The organism is Aeromonas sp. s11 (assembly GCF_040907945.1).
Lineage (GTDB): Bacteria > Pseudomonadota > Gammaproteobacteria > Enterobacterales > Aeromonadaceae > Aeromonas > Aeromonas veronii.
The window spans coordinates 87,826-104,667 of the sequence record NZ_JBFOCU010000051.1 but is presented as its reverse complement, the minus strand read 5'-3'; the positions used below and the strand labels follow the sequence as shown (position 1 = coordinate 104,667).

Sequence of the window (16,842 nt, the reverse complement as noted above, 5' to 3'; positions counted from 1 at the left end):
TAAGATCCGCGCCAGTTTTTCTCCTCCATTTTGAGCAAGCAGATCCCACCCATGATAGTTGCCAGTCAAATCGAACTGATCCGCGGCGGCCGCAAGCTGCTGGACAACGCCTCCGCCACCATTCACCCCGGCCACAAAGTGGGTCTGGTGGGCAAAAACGGCTGTGGCAAGTCCACCTTTTTTGCACTGGTACGGGGCGAGCTGGCCATCGACAGCGGCACCTTCAGCCTGCCCGCTGGCTGGCAGATTGCGGGCGTGGCGCAGGAGACCCCGGCGCTCGACTGCTCCGCGCTCGAGTACGTGATCGACGGCGACAAGGAGTTCCGTTCGCTGGAAGCCCAGCTGGCGCAAGCCGAGCAGGATGACAATGGTCTGCTGGTGGCCGAGCTGCACGGTCGCCTCGATACCATCGGCGCTTACAGCATTCGCGCCCGCGCCGCCGAGCTGCTGCACGGCCTCGGTTTCAGCGACGAGCAGCTCAGCTCGCCGGTGCGCAGCTTCTCCGGTGGCTGGCGCATGCGCTTAAACCTCGCCCAGGCGCTGCTCTGCCGCTCCGATCTGCTGCTGCTCGATGAACCGACCAACCACCTGGATCTCGATGCGGTGATCTGGCTGGAGAAGTGGCTCAAGGGCTATCAGGGCACGCTGGTGCTCATCTCTCACGACCGCGATTTCCTCGACTCGGTCATCAGCCGCATCATCCATATCGAGAACGGCAAGCTCAACGAATACACCGGCGGCTACTCCGACTTCGAACTGCAGCGCGCCGAACATCTGGCCCAGCAGCAGTCGATGTACGAGAAGCAGCAGCGGGAGATGTCCCACATGCAGGCGTATGTGGATCGCTTCCGCTACAAGGCCTCCAAGGCCCGCCAGGCACAGAGCCGCCTGAAAGCCATGGAGCGGATGGAGAAGATCCTGCCCGCCCACGCCGACTCCGAATTCAGCTTCGAGTTTCGCGAGCCGTCGGCCCTGCCGACCCCGCTGATCGCCATGGAGAACCTCTCTGCCGGTTACGGCGACAAGGTGATCCTGGAGAAGATCAAACTCAATCTGGTACCGGGTTCCCGTATCGGTCTGCTCGGTCGCAACGGCGCCGGTAAATCGACCTTTATCAAGATGCTGTCGGGCTCCAACCCGCCGCTCTCCGGCAAGCTCGAAGTGAGCGCCGGGGTGAGCATCGGCTACTTCGCTCAGCATCAGCTGGAGACCCTGCGTCTCGACGATTCCCCGCTCGATCATCTGGCCCGCCTCGCGCCGGACAAGACCGAGCAGGAGCTGCGCAACTATCTGGGCAGCTTCGGTTTTCACGGTGACAAGGCGCTCGACAAAGTAGCCCCCTTCTCCGGCGGTGAAAAAGCGCGGCTGGTGCTGGCGCTGATCACCTGGCAAAAGCCGAACCTCCTGCTGCTGGATGAACCGACCAACCACCTGGATCTGGAGATGCGCCACGCCCTCACCATGGCGCTGCAAGGCTTCGAAGGGGCCATGGTGGTGGTCTCCCACGACCGTCACCTGCTGCGCACCACCACAGATGACTTCTATCTGGTGCACGGTGGCCGGGTCGAGCCGTTCGACGGCGATCTGGACGACTACCACAAGTGGCTCGGCGAGCAGGAGAAAGAGGCTAACGCCAAACCGGCGGATGGCCCTGTCTCTGCCAACTCGGCGGTAGCGCGCAAGGATCAGAAGCGGCGCGAGGCGGAGTTCCGCCAGCAAACCCGTCCCCTGCGCCAGAAGCTCGAAAAACTCGAAGCGAGCATGGAGAAGCTGCAGGGTAAGCTGGCCGACATCGAGAGCCAGCTGGCCGACCCCGCCATCTACGAAGAAAGCGCTAAAACCAAGCTCTCCGAACTGCTCAAATCCCAGGGCCCCCTCAAGGAGCAACTGGAAGAGGTGGAGCTGGAGTGGATGAGCCTCTCCGAAGAGCTGGAAACCATGGAGCAAGCCTTCTTTGCGTGACGAACAGCTGATGGCTAGCGAGCGGGTCGCGGTCCACGAATTGCCGACGCCGATCGGCTTCTGGTACTGGAGCGGCAAGGTCTATGGTGAGCGCAGCCAGGATTGGCTCACCGTGCAGGAGCAGGGGGGCAACGTCAATCTGGCGCTGCTGCTGCACCGGCTCGATCAGCTCGGCATCGTGGTCGATCTCACCGACCTGCAACCGGCGCTGGTGCAGACCGAAGCGGTGCTGACCCCGTGGCGCGCCCTGCGCCAGAGCGCCAAGACGCGACTCGACGAACAGCAGTATCAGTCGATGCTGGCCCACGAACTGGAGCTGGAGCGGCTGCAACAGGGCGTCCTGTTGCAGACCCTGCGCAGCCTCTCCCTGTTTCGCGGCAACAGCCGCAATTTGTTGAACTATCTATCGTTACTGGGTGCCCAGCAGGGCCCCCTCAGAGATCTAATATGCTGAGCTACCGCCACGCCTTTCACGCCGGCAACCATGCCGACGTGCTGAAACACGCCGTTCAGGCCCTGATCATCGAGTCCCTCAAGAAGAAGGAGAAACCCTTCATCGTGCTGGACACCCATGCCGGTGGCGGTCTCTACGACCTGCGCGGCGACTGGTCCCAGAAAAAGGCCGAGTATGCCGACGGCATCGGCCGCCTGTGGGATGAGCGGGCCCAGTGGTCTGCCATGGCCCCCTATCTGGGTGTTATCGAGGAGATGAATCAGAACGGCGAGCTGCACTACTACCCCGGCTCGCCGGAGCTCTCCCGTCGCCTCACCCGCGAGCAGGACAAGCTGGCGCTGATGGAGCTGCACAACAACGAGGTCGAAGACCTGCGCGCCAACATGGGCTATGACCCCCGCGTCGCCGTGCACCACCGTGACGGCTTCGAGGGGCTGATCGCCCTGCTGCCGCCGACTCCGCGCCGCGGGCTGGTGCTAATCGACCCGCCCTATGAGCTCAAAGAAGATTACTTCGCCGTGGTCGACACCCTGAAAAAGGCGCAAAAACGCTGGGCAACCGGCATCTACGCCCTCTGGTATCCGATCCTCGGGCAAGAGGCGGACAAATCCCGCGACATGCTGCGCGCCATCAAGCGCGAGAACTTCGGCAACGTCCTGGTGGCCGAGCTGGAAGTGGCCGGTCAGACTGCCGACTGGGGAATGAACGGCTCAGGCATGCTGATCATCAGCCCGCCCTGGATGCTGGACGAGCAGATTGAAGCCTTCCTCAAACCGCTCTGTGCCAAGCTGGCGCAAGGCGCCGGCGCCCAGTACAAGGTCGAGTGGCTCAACAAGGTCGAAGAGTAGGCCAGCACCAGCTCGCTCCGGCGCCCGGCCAAGGCGCCAGCAAGTCGCTCACCCAAGCCGTTCACAGTGGCGGCATGGCCAGCAAAGAGAAGCCCCGTTCAGGGGCTTCTTGTTTTTACCCGCTACTGCTTATCAGGGACTTGTTCGCACCTTCCCTAGGGTGAGAGGTGCGATGCCATGGCATGCCTCTCTGGAGCCTTTTTCAATTAAAACAGGCGCTTGGTAATGGCCTACTCTACTCCTTTCCAGATGAAAAAAACGTGAACCGCTTCGGTTATCCCCGTGCCCCCTAGCGCAGAGCCAAGCGTTCGTGAAGAAACGCCAGCCAGGCCTCCACCTTGGCGGGCAGGTGGCGACGGCGGGGGTAGAGGCACCAGATGCCGTGCTCGGGCAGGGCATAGCCTGGCAGCAGGGGCACCAGCCGGCCGGTGGCGAGATCCCGCTCCACGATAAAGTCCGGCATGTTGCCAATGCCGAGCCCTGCCAGCAGCGCGGTGTGGATGGCGTCGCTGTTGTTGACCTCGAAGTTGCCCCGCGGGGTGATGGCAACCTCTCCCTCCGGGCCTTGTAGGCGCCACTGGGTGCCGCCGCGAAACAGGGAGTAGAAGAGGCAGTTGTGGGCCTCGAGATCGGCCGGGGTACGGGGCGTGCCGGCCCGCGCTAGGTATGTGGGGGCGGCGCACAGGGTGCTGTGACAGGGGGCTAGGCGGCGGGCGACCAGGCTTGAATCTTCCAGCTCGCCGATGCGCACCGCCACGTCGAACCCCTCGGCCACCAGATCTTGCTGGGCGTCGCTCATCTCCAGCTGCAACTGCAGCTCGGGATAGAGGGCGAGAAATTCGGGGATAAGGGGGGCTATGTGGCGCCGGCCATAGACCATGGGCACCGTCACTCGCAGCAGGCCGCGCGGCGCCGACTGCAGGGCGCCGATGGCATCTTCCCCGTCACGGGCCAGACGCACCGCATGGTGCACCGTCTCGAAGTAGCGCTCCCCTGCCTCTGTCAGGGTGAGGGAGCGGGTGGTGCGGTAGATGAGCTGGCAACCGAGCTGCTGCTCAAGCTGGCTCACCTTCTTGCTCAGTACCGACTTGCTGAGGCCGAGCTGGCGGGCGGCGCCGGAGAAAGTACCTGCCTCCACCACAGCGACGAAGGCGGGGAGCAGGGCGAAGGCATCTTGGTTCATGTTGTTCTCAATATAGAAACAATATTGTTCATAAATGGTAGATTATCCCCATATCAAAAACAATTTACCCTACTCCTCTGTTCAACCAAGGAGTTACCCCATGATCCCCCCTCTTATTGACCGCCGCCCAGGACGCCTCCAGACAATCGGCGCCCTGGCCGCCTTCGCCGCTGGCCTGCTGCTGGCGCTGATGATCGCCCAGAACGGTGCCTTGGCCCGCGCCACCGATCCATGGCTCGCGAGCTGGCTCGCCCACGGGGTCGGCAGCCTGGTGGCCGCGCTCTTGTGGTGGCTGGCCCGACGACCCCAGGGACCGCAGTCTGCTCCGCCCTGGGCGTGGCTTGGCGGCCTGCCGGGGGCGCTCACTGTGGTGCTGGCGGCCCTGTGTCTCAACTCGCAGCTGGGCATGGCGGGCACCCTCGCCCTGCTGTTGCTGGGCCAGTTGCTGTTTGGCGCCCTGTGCGACGCCAGAGGCTGGTTCGGGCTGGTTCGCCGCCGCCCATCAGGGAAGGACATGCTCGCCGCCCTGCTGGTGATGATCGGCGCCCTGCTGATCGTGCTGCGTTAGGAGAGAACCATGACCCTCTTGATCCTGCTGGGACTGCTCAACGGCGTGGCGGTTAGTCTGTCGCGTACCCTCAATGGCCGCCTCGCCAGCGCCCGGGGCGCCATGACGGCCTCCCTCGCCAACCACCTGCTCGGCTTCGTGCTACTCGGCGCCCTGCTCATCCTCAAGGGGGCACCCTGGGGGAATCTGGCCGGGCTCGATCCCTGGCTGCTGCTCGGCGGCGTGCTGGGGGCGCTGTTCGTTGCCATCAGCAGCTGGGCCATAGGCCGGGTTGGGGCCCTGGTCTGCGCCTTGCTCATCGTCGCGGGCCAGTTGGCGGGAGGCGTGTTGCTCGATGCCTTGGCCGGACGGCTGGAGGGGAGCGATCTGCTCGGCACCCTGCTGGTGCTGGCCGGTGCCGGACTGCAACGCTGGCAGGCGGGCAAGCCGCACCCCTGAACAGGCGCTGACACCTGAAAAGCAGAACACCGGCACTAGGCCGGTGTTCTGGGATAGCAAGGTCGCGCCCCTGCTCGGGGCATCGTTGCCATAGGCAGCTTAGGCGTAGAAGGCCTCGACGGTGATCAGCATGGGGTTGCCATAGCGATTCTTGGCCTTGGGGGAGGATGGCAAATCTGGGACACCCACCTTTTTGAGCAAGGCGTAGCATAGCCCGAACCCAAAAGATGGGTGTCCAAGGTCTTATTGACCAATTAGCCGATCCAGATCAGAAATCGGCCATCTGGTCCTTTCCCTCCGCCTACCCGCCGCTAATATACCCGATTGGCAACAAAGCCTCGTAGGAGTCACCCCATGAGCCATGCCAACCCCATCCCGTTGGTTAAACGCAGCAGACTGGAGGCTGTAATTCAGGGGCGGTAGCCATGCCGGATGGAATGGATAAGCAAGAGTTGCCTACGACCGACTCAACATGGTGACGGCCCCATTTTTATTTCTGACCTGCTCACGCAGGCGTGATCTGGCGGCGCTTGCCAAGAGTGCCCTGAGTACTGATTTTTTATACAGTGGTATACGGTGGCGCAAAAAGAGGAAGTCAAGCGAATACGCTCAGCACGAGAACAAGTTTGTAACATTATGATTTAATGATTTTTTTACTTGGCGGCAGTGAAAATGTTACGGAGTTATATGGAATGCTCTGCTAACGGATTAGTGCCGCCTTCTATCTAATCACTGTTAGGCTTATCAGAGGAACATATTAACGAAATGGGTGATGAATTAGCCCAAGCATTGGGATATGAAAGTGCTGAACACTATAGACGTGAAACCGATGAAAATGAGCGAGTTTTTAACAAATCAAAATATTTATACAATAAGCCACCGGAAGAATGGCCAGTAATAAAATTTAACTGGGACTACCGGTTGGAATCTCAAAAGTTTTGCTTTGACGGTTTAACGCAAGCTGATTTTGAAAAAATGTTCCCTGAAGGACTTGTTCTCGGTCACATGCCCTTATTGGAGTTTGATAAACATTTGTGTCATTACAGTCGACGAGATGGCGATGAGTTATGGGAACTTGGCTGCCAATCGAAACTAGCTGAGATGATAGTGTATTTATCTGAGGGTAACCCCATTACTCCACCAATAATTAAACCTGTCGAGAATAACGAAGTTATTTTTCAAGGTGGTCATCACCGATACGCTGTGGCTAAAGCTATAGGAATCGAAGAAGTTTCGATATATGCGTATCCAGAGCATGTTACAGCGCTTAATAAGTTTATGGGTATACGTTGGGCATAAGCCTAACAAACGCCTCAAGAGGGACTGTCAACACGTGGCGTTTCCAGTCCCGATGAACCGTGGTGGTTACGGTTGTTGCGTTTGAGTTTAGTGTAATGCGTTGCCAGCCCCTTAGGCAGGCGTTATGCGATTATAAGGTTGATGAATGAATTCGTATCTATTTACTTGGAACCCCCAAAAGTGGGCTTGGTATGATCTAAAGGAAGCCATTGTCTCTGTTAATACGGATGGTTGTTACCAAGAAATTTGGAGCTCTGGTAAAAGGAAGCAAATTGAGGTTGGTGAGAAATTTTATATGATGCGGCTAGGTTTAGAGCCTAAAGGTATCATAGGATGTGGTTACGTATTAACTAAACCAGATCTCTTAGAACATTGGGATCCTGTTAAGGCTAAAGATAAAGGAAAGGCATTGCGTGCTTTGTTGGACTTTAAAGCTCTGTCTGATGAGCCAATTATATCTCTTAAAGAGTTAGAAAAGAACTATCCAGACTTCAAGTGGACTCCAGAAAGTGGTGGTGTTTATATTCCGAAAGAATATGCAGACTCCATCTGTAAAATGCTAGAAAAAAGAACTCTAATCGAGTTTGGTAAACATAAGGGAGATATTCCTGAGTATAAAGAAGGGAGAGCCAAGAAAGTCACTATTACAACGTACGATAGAAATCCAATAGCTCGCCAAAAATGTATTATGACATTTGGGTATAGTTGTCATGTTTGTGAGTTCGAGTTTGGTAAAGTGTATGGAAAACTTGGTGATAAATATATCGAAGTGCACCATTTGAAGCCTATTTCAACATATAAAGGTGAGCATACAATTAACCCCTCAACGGATTTACGCCCTGTTTGTACGAATTGTCATAGAATGCTACATGCAAAAAGACCTCCTTTATCGATAGAGGAATTAAGAGATATCATCGAAGACGGAAAAATCGCATAATAAACGGTTAAAGTGCACAAATCTGGGACACCCACCTTTTTGAGCAAGGCGTAGCATAGCTCGACCCCAAAAGATGGATGTCCAAGGTCTTCTGACATTGCATCAAGTGTTGAAAAAATGAAAACTGGGTCTTTATGAGACCCTCAAAATAAAATGAGATCTCATTTTTTTATTTATGGCAATTAAACAAGTTAACCGCCATATAATTTGTTCAGATCTTAACTTAACAGAAATAGCTTTAGCATTTAATTTGATTCAAAGGGGTGTAATATATGTCATATAAGATATATGGACCTGATGGTGAATACCAAGGTGAGGTACACGAGAGCAGGGATTTAAGCGGATTGGGCCTCCTTTACATATTAGGAACTGCAACTCTTATTGCTTTCACAGTGCTTTCCTCACTTTGGGATTTTTTAATAAATTGGCATGTACATAGCATGCCATTAAATTATGTCGCAGCATTTTATTACTATCTAATCCATGGCGTAAAATCTATATTTACATTACCATACAACATTGGTGCGTATGTCTTTATTTACTTTGAAGTTTGGGGGGGAGATTTCACAGAGTATAGAAATATCAACTTAATAATAGTTTGGTGCATGAAAATAGCGTATATATCTATTGCTTTAATTTTAGTCTGGAATGTGTTGAGGGTAGTTTATAGATTATTGCTGATTCGCTTAATCAGAATATTTTTATTTATTCCTGCTATATTCGGCGCAATATCATTTTGTGTGTTATGGTTATTTGAAAAGTAAAATTCTGATCCCGTAAAGTCTTACATGCCATATTTTATTTCTAACGTAGTTTATTTTAAACATGCCTTTAAATAACTCGATAGCTGTTTCAGATGGATTTGTAGACTAAATCGGCGTTGTTGCTCAAATCGATGCGACAAATCTGGCAAATCTGGAACACCTACCTTTCTGAGCAAGGCGCAACATAGCCAGAACCCAAAGGATGGGTGTCCAAGGTCTCTCTGACAATATGGGCTTGGGGCTCACCTATGGCACTCTGGTGACTTTCAAACACAAATCTGCACAAATCTGGGACACCCACCCTTTTGAGCAAGGCGTAGCATAGCCCGAACCCAAAAGATGGGTGTCCAAGGTCTTCTGCTCCGGATGCTCGCTCTTGCGGTGCGCCAGTCGCCAGGCGATACAGCACCGGCCACTCGCCCGTTGATAGGTTTTCCCTATCCGGGCAATAGATGAGAATAGTTTTCATTTAGCCTCATTTTGGCGGATACTCTCATCATCAACAGAGGGAGCCGCCATCATGAAAAAGACCATCAGCTTTGCCATCCTGCACTTCGGTGTCGCCTTTACCGTGGCCTACCAGCTGACCGGTGAGCTGCTGACAGCCAGCCTGATCGCCCTGATCGAGCCCGCCGTCAACACGGTCGCCTTCTACTTTCATGACCTTGGCTGGCACAAGCTCAAACCAAAGCACAGCCTGCAGGCCAAGACCAGCAGCTTCGCGGTGGTCCACTTCTCGGTGGCCTTCGGGGTTGCCTTCCTGCTGAGCGGCGAGCTGCTCACCGGCGGCGTGATGGCGATGATCGAACCGGCCATCAACACCGTGGTGTTCTTCTTCCACGAGCGGCTGTGGCGCGCCCGCAGTCAGCAACTGGCGCTGGCCTGATCAACCGGGCAACCCGCCTCCCCCTTTATCGCGGCAACAAAAAACCCGACATTCCGGCCAGGAGTGTCGGGTTTTTCACATCAGCAAAGATCTGTATCTGGATGCATCACCCGATGCCCCATCAATAACGATCAGGCTTTCTTGCAGATGGGGTCAACGATAAAGGCATTTTGATCAAACTTCTGCCAGGCGCCGGTGCCGACCCCATCGACCACCAGAATGGAGACCACGCCGAAATCGACAAAGATCCCGAGCAGAGTGGTGGCATCGAACGACTTGGAAACCGGCACGGTCACCGAGTAGCAATCCGCACGCTTGACCGTGATGGTGTAATTCTCTTTCTTCTTGAACGAGGTGAGCACATTGTCGTGGCCCAGCAGCATATCGTTGACGTAGATCTCCGCATCGGGATCCTGACTGCGAATGGAAACCTGCTGACTTGTGCCGTTAAACATGGCAGCACAACCGGACAGCATGATGGCCAGCAAGGCCCCCGTCATCAACCTGAACATAGCTAACCTTCTTGTTATTAAGAAAAGGCCGCAAATCTAGCACGCCTCTCGAACAGGAGTGAAAGTACAATGCTGCTGGCCTGTCTGAATGCTCAAAATAGCGACCACTCCTGACCAGTTTTCAAACAAGCCGGCCTCATCCAGCAACAGTTCCCTTCCCCACTGGAGTAGCGCGGCAAAACCGGTCGCCAGCATATGCTGCAGAGCAAAATGCGCTCGGCTCCCCTGCTGCATTGCTCTGTAGAGTGTGCTGTAGTAGGCCAAAACACCCTCCTCATTGCTGGAATCTATCGATGAACAAGACCTTGCTTGCCGCCCTGCTGTTTGCCCCTCTGCTGGCTAGCGCCGCAACCCCTTCCTTTGACTGCACCAAAGCCTCCGGGTCGGTCGAAACCCTGATCTGCAAGGATGCCGGACTGGCCGCCCTTGATAACGAACTGGCGGCCCTCTACCCCAAGGCGATTGCTGCGCTCTCTCCCGAGCAGCTCAAGACCGAGCGCGCCATGCAGCGCGGCTGGATCAAGGGGCGTAACGACTGCTGGAAGGGGCAAGATCTGCGCCAGTGTGTGGAGGATAACTACCTGCTGCGGATCACCGAACTGCAGATCAGCGGCGGCCAGCTGATGGTGCCGGCTCCGGTCAACTACAAGTGCGGCAAGAACGTCATGCTCTCTACCTACTTCTATAACGATGCCAAGCTGCCCGCCGCGGTGATCAACCTGAGCGAGGGCGACAAGCAGCAACAAGTGCTCGCCTATGAAGCCCCCAGCGCCAGCGGCGCTCGTTATGAAGGGCAAAACCTCACCTTCTTCACCAAGGGGGACGACGCCACGCTGGAGCGTTACGGCCAGCCAACCCTCACCTGCATGGAAAATCCGACCAAGGGCTGACGCTCATAGGGGCGGCTCGTCTTGCCGCCCCACCTTGACTAGATGGCGATATCCAGCGGTTTTCCTTCCCGCACAATCCGCAACTTGAGCGACCTCGGCTTGCTGGTGCTGAGCAGCTCACGCACCTTGTCGATCTCGAGGGGACGATAAGCCACCCCGTTGATCTGCTCCAGAATGTCGCCGTTGGCCAGACCATAGGGGGCAAGATCCCGTTCGTCGCTGTAGTAGACCTGCAAATGCTCGCCATCAAAACGCACCCCGATATTGCGCAGGATTGGCGGCACTTTGCGCGCCAGGCTGTCGGCGTCGTAGCAGAGCATCATCCGCCCGGGCATGATCGCAAAGCGATTGAAGCGGTTAACAAAATCCAGCCCCAGACCATACTGCTCATTGCTGTTTTCCGAGACGCGCAGCTCACCGAGCTGGCGCTCATCAAAGTGCAGGCCGGTGAGGATATGTTCACGCCCCTCCACCATACCGCTGGCGTCCACCCCTTTGCGTGGCATCGCATCTTCGCCAGAGATCGCCTTCTGACTGGCCATAAAGTCGATAAAGGCATGGTCGGCATAGCTCTGATCGGCCCCGGTATCCAGATACATGCGCACGCTGCTCTCGCCATGGGTCAGATACACTGCCGGGGAGCGGTTGTAGCTATCTTCATAGCCGATGCAACGCTCGAACATGGCAGCCGACGGTGCCGTCAGCAAAGCTGTGAGCTGATGCTTGTCGCGATCAAACACCCAGTTGAAACGGCGGATGGTGTCGATCCCGAGGATGCCATCGATACGGCTGCCAAGAGACTGGGAGAAAAGATCGAAATCAATAGTTGCCCACAGATCGCTGTCCTCAATGGTGACCGACCCCACCGAGAAGGGTTGCGGCTCAACAAAGCCAAGCTGCTCGCTGCCCAGTTGGCTCGAAACGCTGTTCACAGTGGCAAAATCAGCCTGATAGGCCCTGGGCAATTCACTTAAGGTCAGCGTCTTGAAGCGGCTGGCCAGGCGACGATCGATAAAGGTGATACTGGCCCCGGTATCGAGCAAAAACTGGTACTGCTCACCGGCGATGGTGACGGGGATCAGGGGGGCGCTTTCGTAATGCACTGTCAGCACCGGGCCGGGTGCATTGCGCTTGGTGGATGAATCCGGGGCTGTGCAGCCTTGGACGACGAACAGGGCCAACATGGCCAGCGCCACTTTGAACTGCGACTTCATAACTCTCCTTCCCGATAGCAGATGCCCCCGCGACGCCACCACATAATGCTATCTTGTTGATTTATAGATAAATAAGCTATTTCAGCGGGGAAGGTGGACAATAACAAAGAGTTTTATGCTGGTTCAAGCGGGATATGGCCATGAATATTCTATGGAGATAGTTCAAGAATGGTTGTTCACGCTATCTCGGCGCGTCATCAATCGTTGGTGAGATTTGATTAATTTATTGATCTTGCACAGAAAATCTCAATATTGAGCTTTCTCTCCACAGCGCCATGGTTAATATTGCCATTTGGCAACACTTGCCTCGTCGGAGTCTCCCATGAGCCATGCCAACCCCATCCCGTTGGTGAAACGCAGCAGACTGGAAGCTGAAATTCAGGGGCGGTAGCCATGCCATATCTCGCTCGGTCCCTTTTTGATCCAAACAAACTGACCGGCAAGCCACTGACTCATCCACAACATGCAAATCAAGGTGGTGTATGGAAACACAAACCCTGCATCGTGGTCGCTTGATCGACCATATCCAGCTGGTGGTCAAAGATTTGGTCGCCAGCCAGCGATTTTATACGGCCATTCTCACCACCCTCGATATTCCGCTGGGCGGCACAGGTGAGGGCTACTTCTGGGCAGACGAACTGTTTGTCACCTCTGTCGATAGTCCCGCCGCGCTGGGGGTGTTGACCGGTCGCCACCACCTCGCCTTTCAGGCAAAAGATCGCGCCATGGTTGATCGCTTTTATCAAACCGCATTGGCTAACGGCGGCAAAGATAACGGCGCCCCCGGCGAGCGTAATTATCACCCCGGCTATTACGCCGCCTTTGTCCTCGACCCGGATGGCAATAATATCGAAGCGGTTTATCACGGTGAGGCAAAGCGTAGTGCGGGATCTGTAGTAATTACTTTTTGAGACTAACAAATCTGGGACACCCACCTTTTTGCCCACCTTTTTGAGCAAGGCGTAGCATAGCCCGAACCCAAAAGATGGGTGTCCAAGGTATCTCTGTATGCGTTGTCAGTCCCTTAGGCGGGCGTTAAATTCTTTTACGAACGGGGAGAGTTAAATGAATCCTTGGAATCTTGATCCTGTATTTAAAAATTATTGTTCGATGTATAGAGAGGCTACTGATAGTGACAGGGCTCCTCATGAAGAAAGTATGCTTCATCATGTGACATCTGCTGTTTATTTTTCAATTTCGTGTATTGAAGCTTTCCTCAATCATTTGAAAACAGAAGAATTGCGAGAGTTACATACTGAGGATAACGAAATATTAAGCTTGATAAAGAGTACGAAATTTAGTCAAAAGCTACAAAATTGGCCTAAAGATGCTTTAGGAAGCGACAGTAGTTTGAAGTATTCGCCGGGAGTCATGAAGCACATCAACCTCTTCTATGATGTTCGCTGTGGCTTAATACATCCTAAGTTAACTCAAATAGATGAATATGAAACACTTGAAGCATTAACTGGTTCAAAGATCATTGAAGTGACGGCTAGTTTCTTATCTGATGTTTGGTCGAAAAAAGATAAACCGTTTCCTTATTGGCTGCTAGGGTGGAATTTTGTCAATCCTCGAAGTAATTCGCAAGAAATTATAAAGTTATCAAATGGCCAGTTTTTATACTCTCTATGTGCCTTAGATATACAAGTTCCGGTTATATCGCCTCGTTCGGATAAATGGATGCAGACCAATATGAAAGGATCAAAGTGTTGGAAGGAGCTTCATAACACTATGAAAAATAAAAAATACTGTGAAAAGAAAATAATGGCAGTCAATGGCGACTACTTTTTTTCGTTGAAACCGCGCCTTTGTAAAGAATGGTGGGTACCAAAACATGTTGAAGTCTGCGGGACTCCATAAGAACCCGTTGGTTCGATTAGCGAAGCGTAATCGGACGCTCGCGATAACAATATTTCTTGATAGTATCAATTGTCTTTAGAGACCAACTTTATACGGACTCTTTATCCACCTGTGGCTTTGCTGCTGTAACACATCCCAAGGAGATAAATGAAGCCTGACTTAACCGGCACACGGATTGTGTTGCGCACCATTGGCCCGCACGATACTGCCGATCTATTCGAGATTTATGGCAATCCATTGACCATGGAGTTTGCCTCTGCTCCCTGCTTTACCTCTCCCGCCATGGTGGCGCAGATGATGGCGAGCGTGGTGCTGCTGGAGCAAACGGGGGAGTCGCTGGAGTGGGCGATTGTCGAACGGAAGAGCAATAAGGTGATCGGCACCTGCGGCCTACACAGTTTTAGCGAGGCGGGTCACAGCTGCGAGGTGGGCTGCCTGCTCAATGCGGCCTATTGGCGAAGAGGGTTTATGTCGGAGGCGCCGGGATTGCTGTTCGCCCACGCCAGCACACTGGGAGTCACCAGCCTCACCGCAGATATCGATGCAGATAACGTCCGCTCTATCGCCCTGTTTGAAAAACTGGGCTTCCAGGCGCATGCAGGGCGCTATCAGCGCACGCTCCCCTTTGTCTGACCCGACACCAGAGGTACAACCCCCTCACCTCTCAGGCTGTTGTGGCGAAGCACAGCTGTAAAAAACAGACAAAATAGGACTCCCACCTTTCCAGCTATCACCATTACATTCACGCCAGTTGCAACCCTCTTACCGGCCACAGGGCGCTTGTCATATACTCTTGTGCTCTTATGACACGCCGGGGAGGCGTTGATATGCAATCACAGACTCACACCTTTATCCTCAATGACAGCCCGCTGCCCTGCCTGCAGGCCGGTTCGGGCGAGCCGCTGTTGCTGATCCATGGCGCGCTGGCCAACCATACACTCTGGCTCGAACATATCGAGCAGCTCTCACGTCACTACACCGTCTATGCTCCCACCCTGCGCCACTTTGGCGAGGCGGGCAAAAACGGGCCTTTTGGTCTGGAGACCCACGCCAGTGATCTGCTTGCCCTGCTGAAACAATTGCCGTGCGGGCCAGTGCATCTGGCGGGCTGGTCATACGGGGCGGATGTTGCCCTGACCGCGGCCCTGATGGCTCCGGAGCAATTCATAAGCCTCTATCTGGTGGAGCCAGGCTGCCCGGGAGCCCTCGATGAACAGGGGATCGCTGCCTTTATGGCCGATGCTAGTGCCATGTTTGGCCCCGTGTTTAGCCAGGTTGGGGAAGGCTTGTTGCAAGAGGCCGTGGCGACCCTGATCGATGGTTCGGGTGGTCATGCAGGCTATTTTGCTGCACAACCGCTCAAGTGGCAGCAGGCACAGTTGGCCGAAGCCGATAGCCTGCCCAAGCAGTTGAGCCAGAGCGAGCGGCCAGATTGGTCACCGGAGCGCCTTGCCATGCTCAACATGCCCACCTGCATCGTGCAGGGCGCAGATACCAGAGCGCTGTTTGCGCTGGTCTGTAAGGCTATTGGCAACGCCATACCCGCCTGCGAGCGCTTGCAGGTGCCACACGCCGGGCACCTCTACCCCATCGAGCAGCCCGCGCTGTTTGTGCAGCATCTGCAACGCTGGCTTGAACAGCAATCATAAAAAAACCGGAACCCTTGGGTTCCGGTTTTTTTTCATTCCAGCCGAGGCTGGCAAACCAGCAAATTAAGCCTGGTTTTTAACTTCTTTCAGACCGCGGAAAGGAGCTTTGGCACCCAGAGCTTCTTCGATACGGATCAGCTGGTTGTACTTGGCAACACGGTCAGAACGGCTCATGGAACCGGTCTTGATCTGGCCAGCAGCGGTACCAACAGCCAGGTCGGCGATGGTCGCGTCTTCGGTCTCACCGGAGCGGTGGGAGATGACGGCAGTGTAGCCAGCGTCTTTGGCCATCTTGATGGCAGCCAGAGTTTCGGTCAGGGAACCGATCTGGTTGAACTTGATCAGGATGGAGTTGGCGATGCCGTTGTCGATACCGCGCTTCAGGATCTTGGTGTTGGTTACGAACAGGTCGTCACCAACGATCTGGATTTTCTTGCCCAGTTCAGCAGTCTGGTAGGCGAAACCTTCCCAGTCAGATTCGTCCAGGCCATCTTCGATGGAGACGATCGGGAACTTGGTGGTCAGGTCAGCCAGGAAGTCGGAGAAACCGTTAGAGGTGAAGACACGACCTTCGCCTTTCAGGTTGTACTCTTTCTTCTCTGCGTCGTAGAACTCGGAAGCAGCGCAGTCCATAGCCAGGGTGATGTCGGTGCCCAGTTTGTAACCGGCAGCGGCAACGGCTTCAGCGATAACTTCCAGCGCTTCGGCGTTGGATTTCAGGTTCGGAGCGAAACCACCTTCGTCACCAACTGCAGTGTTGTAGCCCTTGGACTTCAGCACTTTGGCCAGGTTGTGGAACACTTCTGCGCCCATGCGAACGGCTTCTTTCAGGGTCTTGGCGCCAACCGGCTGGATCATGAACTCCTGGATGTCGACGTTGTTGTCGGCGTGCTCACCACCGTTGATGATGTTCATCATCGGCAGCGGCATGGAGTAAACACCCGGGGTGCCGTTCAGCTCGGCGATGTGGGCGTACAGCGGCATGCCTTTGGCAGCAGCGGCAGCTTTGGCGTTAGCCAGGGAAACAGCCAGGATGGCGTTGGCGCCGAACTTGGATTTGTTCTCGGTACCGTCGAGGTCGATCATGATCTGGTCGACAGTGGCCTGGTCCTTGGCATCTTTACCCAGCAGAGCTTGAGCGATCGGGCCGTTTACAGCTTCGATGGCTTTCAGCACGCCTTTACCCAGGAAACGGCTCTTGTCGCCGTCACGCAGTTCCAGCGCTTCGCGGGAACCGGTGGACGCGCCAGACGGAGCGGCTGCCATACCAACAAAACCACCTTCCAGGTGAACTTCGGCCTCAACGGTCGGGTTACCACGGGAGTCGATGATTTCACGACCGATCACTTTAACGATCTTGGACATGTGTATTTCCTCA

At 54.9% G+C, this 16,842-nt stretch carries 19 protein-coding genes; 14 read left to right on the top strand and 5 right to left on the bottom strand.

The window, feature by feature from the left end; all coding sequences use genetic code 11:
- Positions 1 to 51: 51 nt before the first annotated feature.
- From AB5Y84_RS14120 to AB5Y84_RS14110, 3 genes are read left to right on the top strand one after another with little or no spacing between them, the layout of a single operon-like run.
- Entirely contained in the window at positions 52 to 1,962 is a 1,911-nt protein-coding gene (locus AB5Y84_RS14120) for an ABC transporter ATP-binding protein (protein ID WP_265061457.1), read from the top strand.
- Positions 1,955 to 2,416 carry a DUF2390 domain-containing protein gene (locus AB5Y84_RS14115; RefSeq protein WP_257725224.1) on the top strand — a complete coding sequence of 154 codons (462 nt, stop codon included), beginning with the start codon at positions 1,955 to 1,957 and terminating at the stop codon, positions 2,414 to 2,416. The genes AB5Y84_RS14120 and AB5Y84_RS14115 overlap by 8 nt, the downstream gene beginning before the upstream one ends.
- Entirely contained in the window at positions 2,410 to 3,264 is an 855-nt protein-coding gene (locus AB5Y84_RS14110; RefSeq protein ID WP_043821648.1) for a 23S rRNA (adenine(2030)-N(6))-methyltransferase RlmJ, read from the top strand. The genes AB5Y84_RS14115 and AB5Y84_RS14110 overlap by 7 nt, the downstream gene beginning before the upstream one ends.
- Positions 3,265 to 3,553: 289 nt before the next feature.
- On the opposite strand, the gene AB5Y84_RS14105 is transcribed toward AB5Y84_RS14110, so the two are convergent.
- Complete coding sequence (locus AB5Y84_RS14105) at positions 3,554 to 4,447, bottom strand: LysR family transcriptional regulator (RefSeq protein WP_005335548.1); 894 nt, start codon at positions 4,445 to 4,447, stop codon at positions 3,554 to 3,556.
- A 34-nt stretch (positions 4,448 to 4,481) separates the two neighbouring features.
- Here AB5Y84_RS14105 and AB5Y84_RS14100 point away from each other — a divergent pair, with 34 nt between their 5' ends.
- The 6 genes from AB5Y84_RS14100 (at position 4,482) to AB5Y84_RS14075 (ending at position 9,339) form a co-directional block, all read left to right on the top strand.
- Positions 4,482 to 5,015 (top strand): DMT family transporter, encoded by a 534-nt coding sequence (locus AB5Y84_RS14100; protein WP_368177199.1) that lies wholly within the window; start codon positions 4,482 to 4,484, stop codon positions 5,013 to 5,015.
- A 9-nt stretch (positions 5,016 to 5,024) separates the two neighbouring features.
- Entirely contained in the window at positions 5,025 to 5,453 is a 429-nt protein-coding gene (locus AB5Y84_RS14095) for a DMT family transporter (RefSeq protein WP_139461017.1), read from the top strand.
- A gap of 765 nt (positions 5,454 to 6,218) precedes the next feature.
- Positions 6,219 to 6,752 carry a transcriptional regulator gene (locus AB5Y84_RS14090; protein WP_257725222.1) on the top strand — a complete coding sequence of 178 codons (534 nt, stop codon included), beginning with the start codon at positions 6,219 to 6,221 and terminating at the stop codon, positions 6,750 to 6,752.
- Positions 6,753 to 6,897: 145 nt separating this feature from the next.
- Positions 6,898 to 7,689: an HNH endonuclease gene (locus AB5Y84_RS14085; protein ID WP_368177198.1), complete on the top strand. Its 792-nt coding sequence runs from the start codon at positions 6,898 to 6,900 to the stop codon at positions 7,687 to 7,689.
- A 272-nt stretch (positions 7,690 to 7,961) separates the two neighbouring features.
- Positions 7,962 to 8,453, top strand: coding sequence for a hypothetical protein (locus AB5Y84_RS14080; RefSeq protein ID WP_157186963.1), 492 nt, complete (start codon positions 7,962 to 7,964; stop codon positions 8,451 to 8,453).
- A 520-nt stretch (positions 8,454 to 8,973) separates the two neighbouring features.
- On the top strand, positions 8,974 to 9,339 hold the full coding sequence (locus AB5Y84_RS14075) for a DUF2061 domain-containing protein (RefSeq protein WP_005335559.1): 366 nt from the start codon (positions 8,974 to 8,976) through the stop codon (positions 9,337 to 9,339).
- A 131-nt stretch (positions 9,340 to 9,470) separates the two neighbouring features.
- Here AB5Y84_RS14075 and AB5Y84_RS14070 read toward each other — a convergent pair whose 3' ends face one another.
- Together AB5Y84_RS14070 and AB5Y84_RS14065 are read right to left on the bottom strand one after the other, a co-directional pair.
- Positions 9,471 to 9,851 carry a hypothetical protein gene (locus AB5Y84_RS14070; RefSeq protein ID WP_368177197.1) on the bottom strand — a complete coding sequence of 127 codons (381 nt, stop codon included), beginning with the start codon at positions 9,849 to 9,851 and terminating at the stop codon, positions 9,471 to 9,473.
- A 36-nt stretch (positions 9,852 to 9,887) separates the two neighbouring features.
- Positions 9,888 to 10,115, bottom strand: coding sequence for a hypothetical protein (locus tag AB5Y84_RS14065; protein ID WP_257725219.1), 228 nt, complete (start codon positions 10,113 to 10,115; stop codon positions 9,888 to 9,890).
- Between the two features lie 29 nt (positions 10,116 to 10,144).
- Between AB5Y84_RS14065 and AB5Y84_RS14060 the strand changes: the two genes are divergently transcribed.
- Entirely contained in the window at positions 10,145 to 10,741 is a 597-nt protein-coding gene (locus tag AB5Y84_RS14060; RefSeq protein ID WP_368177196.1) for an MliC family protein, read from the top strand.
- Between the two features lie 38 nt (positions 10,742 to 10,779).
- On the opposite strand, the gene AB5Y84_RS14055 is transcribed toward AB5Y84_RS14060, so the two are convergent.
- Positions 10,780 to 11,955: an aspartyl protease family protein gene (locus AB5Y84_RS14055; protein ID WP_368177195.1), complete on the bottom strand. Its 1,176-nt coding sequence runs from the start codon at positions 11,953 to 11,955 to the stop codon at positions 10,780 to 10,782.
- A gap of 482 nt (positions 11,956 to 12,437) precedes the next feature.
- On the opposite strand from AB5Y84_RS14055, the gene AB5Y84_RS14050 reads away from it, so the two are divergent.
- The 4 genes from AB5Y84_RS14050 (at position 12,438) to AB5Y84_RS14035 (ending at position 15,464) form a co-directional block, all read left to right on the top strand.
- The gene (locus AB5Y84_RS14050; protein WP_368177194.1) at positions 12,438 to 12,866 is read left to right on the top strand and encodes a VOC family protein; all 429 of its coding nucleotides are present in this window, start codon (positions 12,438 to 12,440) and stop codon (positions 12,864 to 12,866) included.
- A 154-nt stretch (positions 12,867 to 13,020) separates the two neighbouring features.
- Positions 13,021 to 13,815, top strand: a complete 795-nt coding sequence (locus AB5Y84_RS14045; RefSeq protein WP_368177193.1) for a hypothetical protein — start codon at positions 13,021 to 13,023, stop codon at positions 13,813 to 13,815.
- Positions 13,816 to 13,962: 147 nt separating this feature from the next.
- Entirely contained in the window at positions 13,963 to 14,448 is a 486-nt protein-coding gene (locus tag AB5Y84_RS14040; protein WP_368177192.1) for a GNAT family N-acetyltransferase, read from the top strand.
- Between the two features lie 194 nt (positions 14,449 to 14,642).
- Positions 14,643 to 15,464, top strand: a complete 822-nt coding sequence (locus AB5Y84_RS14035) for an alpha/beta fold hydrolase (protein WP_368177191.1) — start codon at positions 14,643 to 14,645, stop codon at positions 15,462 to 15,464.
- 63 nt (positions 15,465 to 15,527) lie between these two features.
- On the opposite strand, the gene eno is transcribed toward AB5Y84_RS14035, so the two are convergent.
- Complete coding sequence (gene eno / locus AB5Y84_RS14030; protein WP_005335583.1) at positions 15,528 to 16,829, bottom strand: phosphopyruvate hydratase; 1,302 nt, start codon at positions 16,827 to 16,829, stop codon at positions 15,528 to 15,530.
- Positions 16,830 to 16,842: the final 13 nt, after the last annotated feature.

Excerpts from the sequence above, each read along its gene's own strand:
- AB5Y84_RS14100 (WP_368177199.1), top strand. The coding sequence starts at position 4,482 with ATGGTAGATTATCCCCATATCAAAAACAATTTACCCTACTCCTCTGTT.
- AB5Y84_RS14085 (WP_368177198.1), top strand. The coding sequence starts at position 6,898 with ATGAATTCGTATCTATTTACTTGGAACCCCCAAAAGTGGGCTTGGTAT.
- AB5Y84_RS14045 (WP_368177193.1), top strand. The coding sequence starts at position 13,021 with ATGAATCCTTGGAATCTTGATCCTGTATTTAAAAATTATTGTTCGATG.
- AB5Y84_RS14105 (WP_005335548.1), bottom strand. The coding sequence starts at position 4,447 with ATGAACCAAGATGCCTTCGCCCTGCTCCCCGCCTTCGTCGCTGTGGTG.
- AB5Y84_RS14050 (WP_368177194.1), top strand. The coding sequence starts at position 12,438 with ATGGAAACACAAACCCTGCATCGTGGTCGCTTGATCGACCATATCCAG.
- AB5Y84_RS14040 (WP_368177192.1), top strand. The coding sequence starts at position 13,963 with ATGAAGCCTGACTTAACCGGCACACGGATTGTGTTGCGCACCATTGGC.
- eno (WP_005335583.1), bottom strand. The coding sequence starts at position 16,829 with ATGTCCAAGATCGTTAAAGTGATCGGTCGTGAAATCATCGACTCCCGT.
- AB5Y84_RS14070 (WP_368177197.1), bottom strand. The coding sequence starts at position 9,851 with ATGTTCAGGTTGATGACGGGGGCCTTGCTGGCCATCATGCTGTCCGGT.
- AB5Y84_RS14080 (WP_157186963.1), top strand. The coding sequence starts at position 7,962 with ATGTCATATAAGATATATGGACCTGATGGTGAATACCAAGGTGAGGTA.
- AB5Y84_RS14075 (WP_005335559.1), top strand. The coding sequence starts at position 8,974 with ATGAAAAAGACCATCAGCTTTGCCATCCTGCACTTCGGTGTCGCCTTT.
- AB5Y84_RS14035 (WP_368177191.1), top strand. The coding sequence starts at position 14,643 with ATGCAATCACAGACTCACACCTTTATCCTCAATGACAGCCCGCTGCCC.
- AB5Y84_RS14055 (WP_368177195.1), bottom strand. The coding sequence starts at position 11,955 with ATGAAGTCGCAGTTCAAAGTGGCGCTGGCCATGTTGGCCCTGTTCGTC.
- AB5Y84_RS14110 (WP_043821648.1), top strand. The coding sequence starts at position 2,410 with ATGCTGAGCTACCGCCACGCCTTTCACGCCGGCAACCATGCCGACGTG.
- AB5Y84_RS14060 (WP_368177196.1), top strand. The coding sequence starts at position 10,145 with ATGAACAAGACCTTGCTTGCCGCCCTGCTGTTTGCCCCTCTGCTGGCT.
- AB5Y84_RS14090 (WP_257725222.1), top strand. The coding sequence starts at position 6,219 with ATGGGTGATGAATTAGCCCAAGCATTGGGATATGAAAGTGCTGAACAC.
- AB5Y84_RS14120 (WP_265061457.1), top strand. The coding sequence starts at position 52 with ATGATAGTTGCCAGTCAAATCGAACTGATCCGCGGCGGCCGCAAGCTG.
- AB5Y84_RS14095 (WP_139461017.1), top strand. The coding sequence starts at position 5,025 with ATGACCCTCTTGATCCTGCTGGGACTGCTCAACGGCGTGGCGGTTAGT.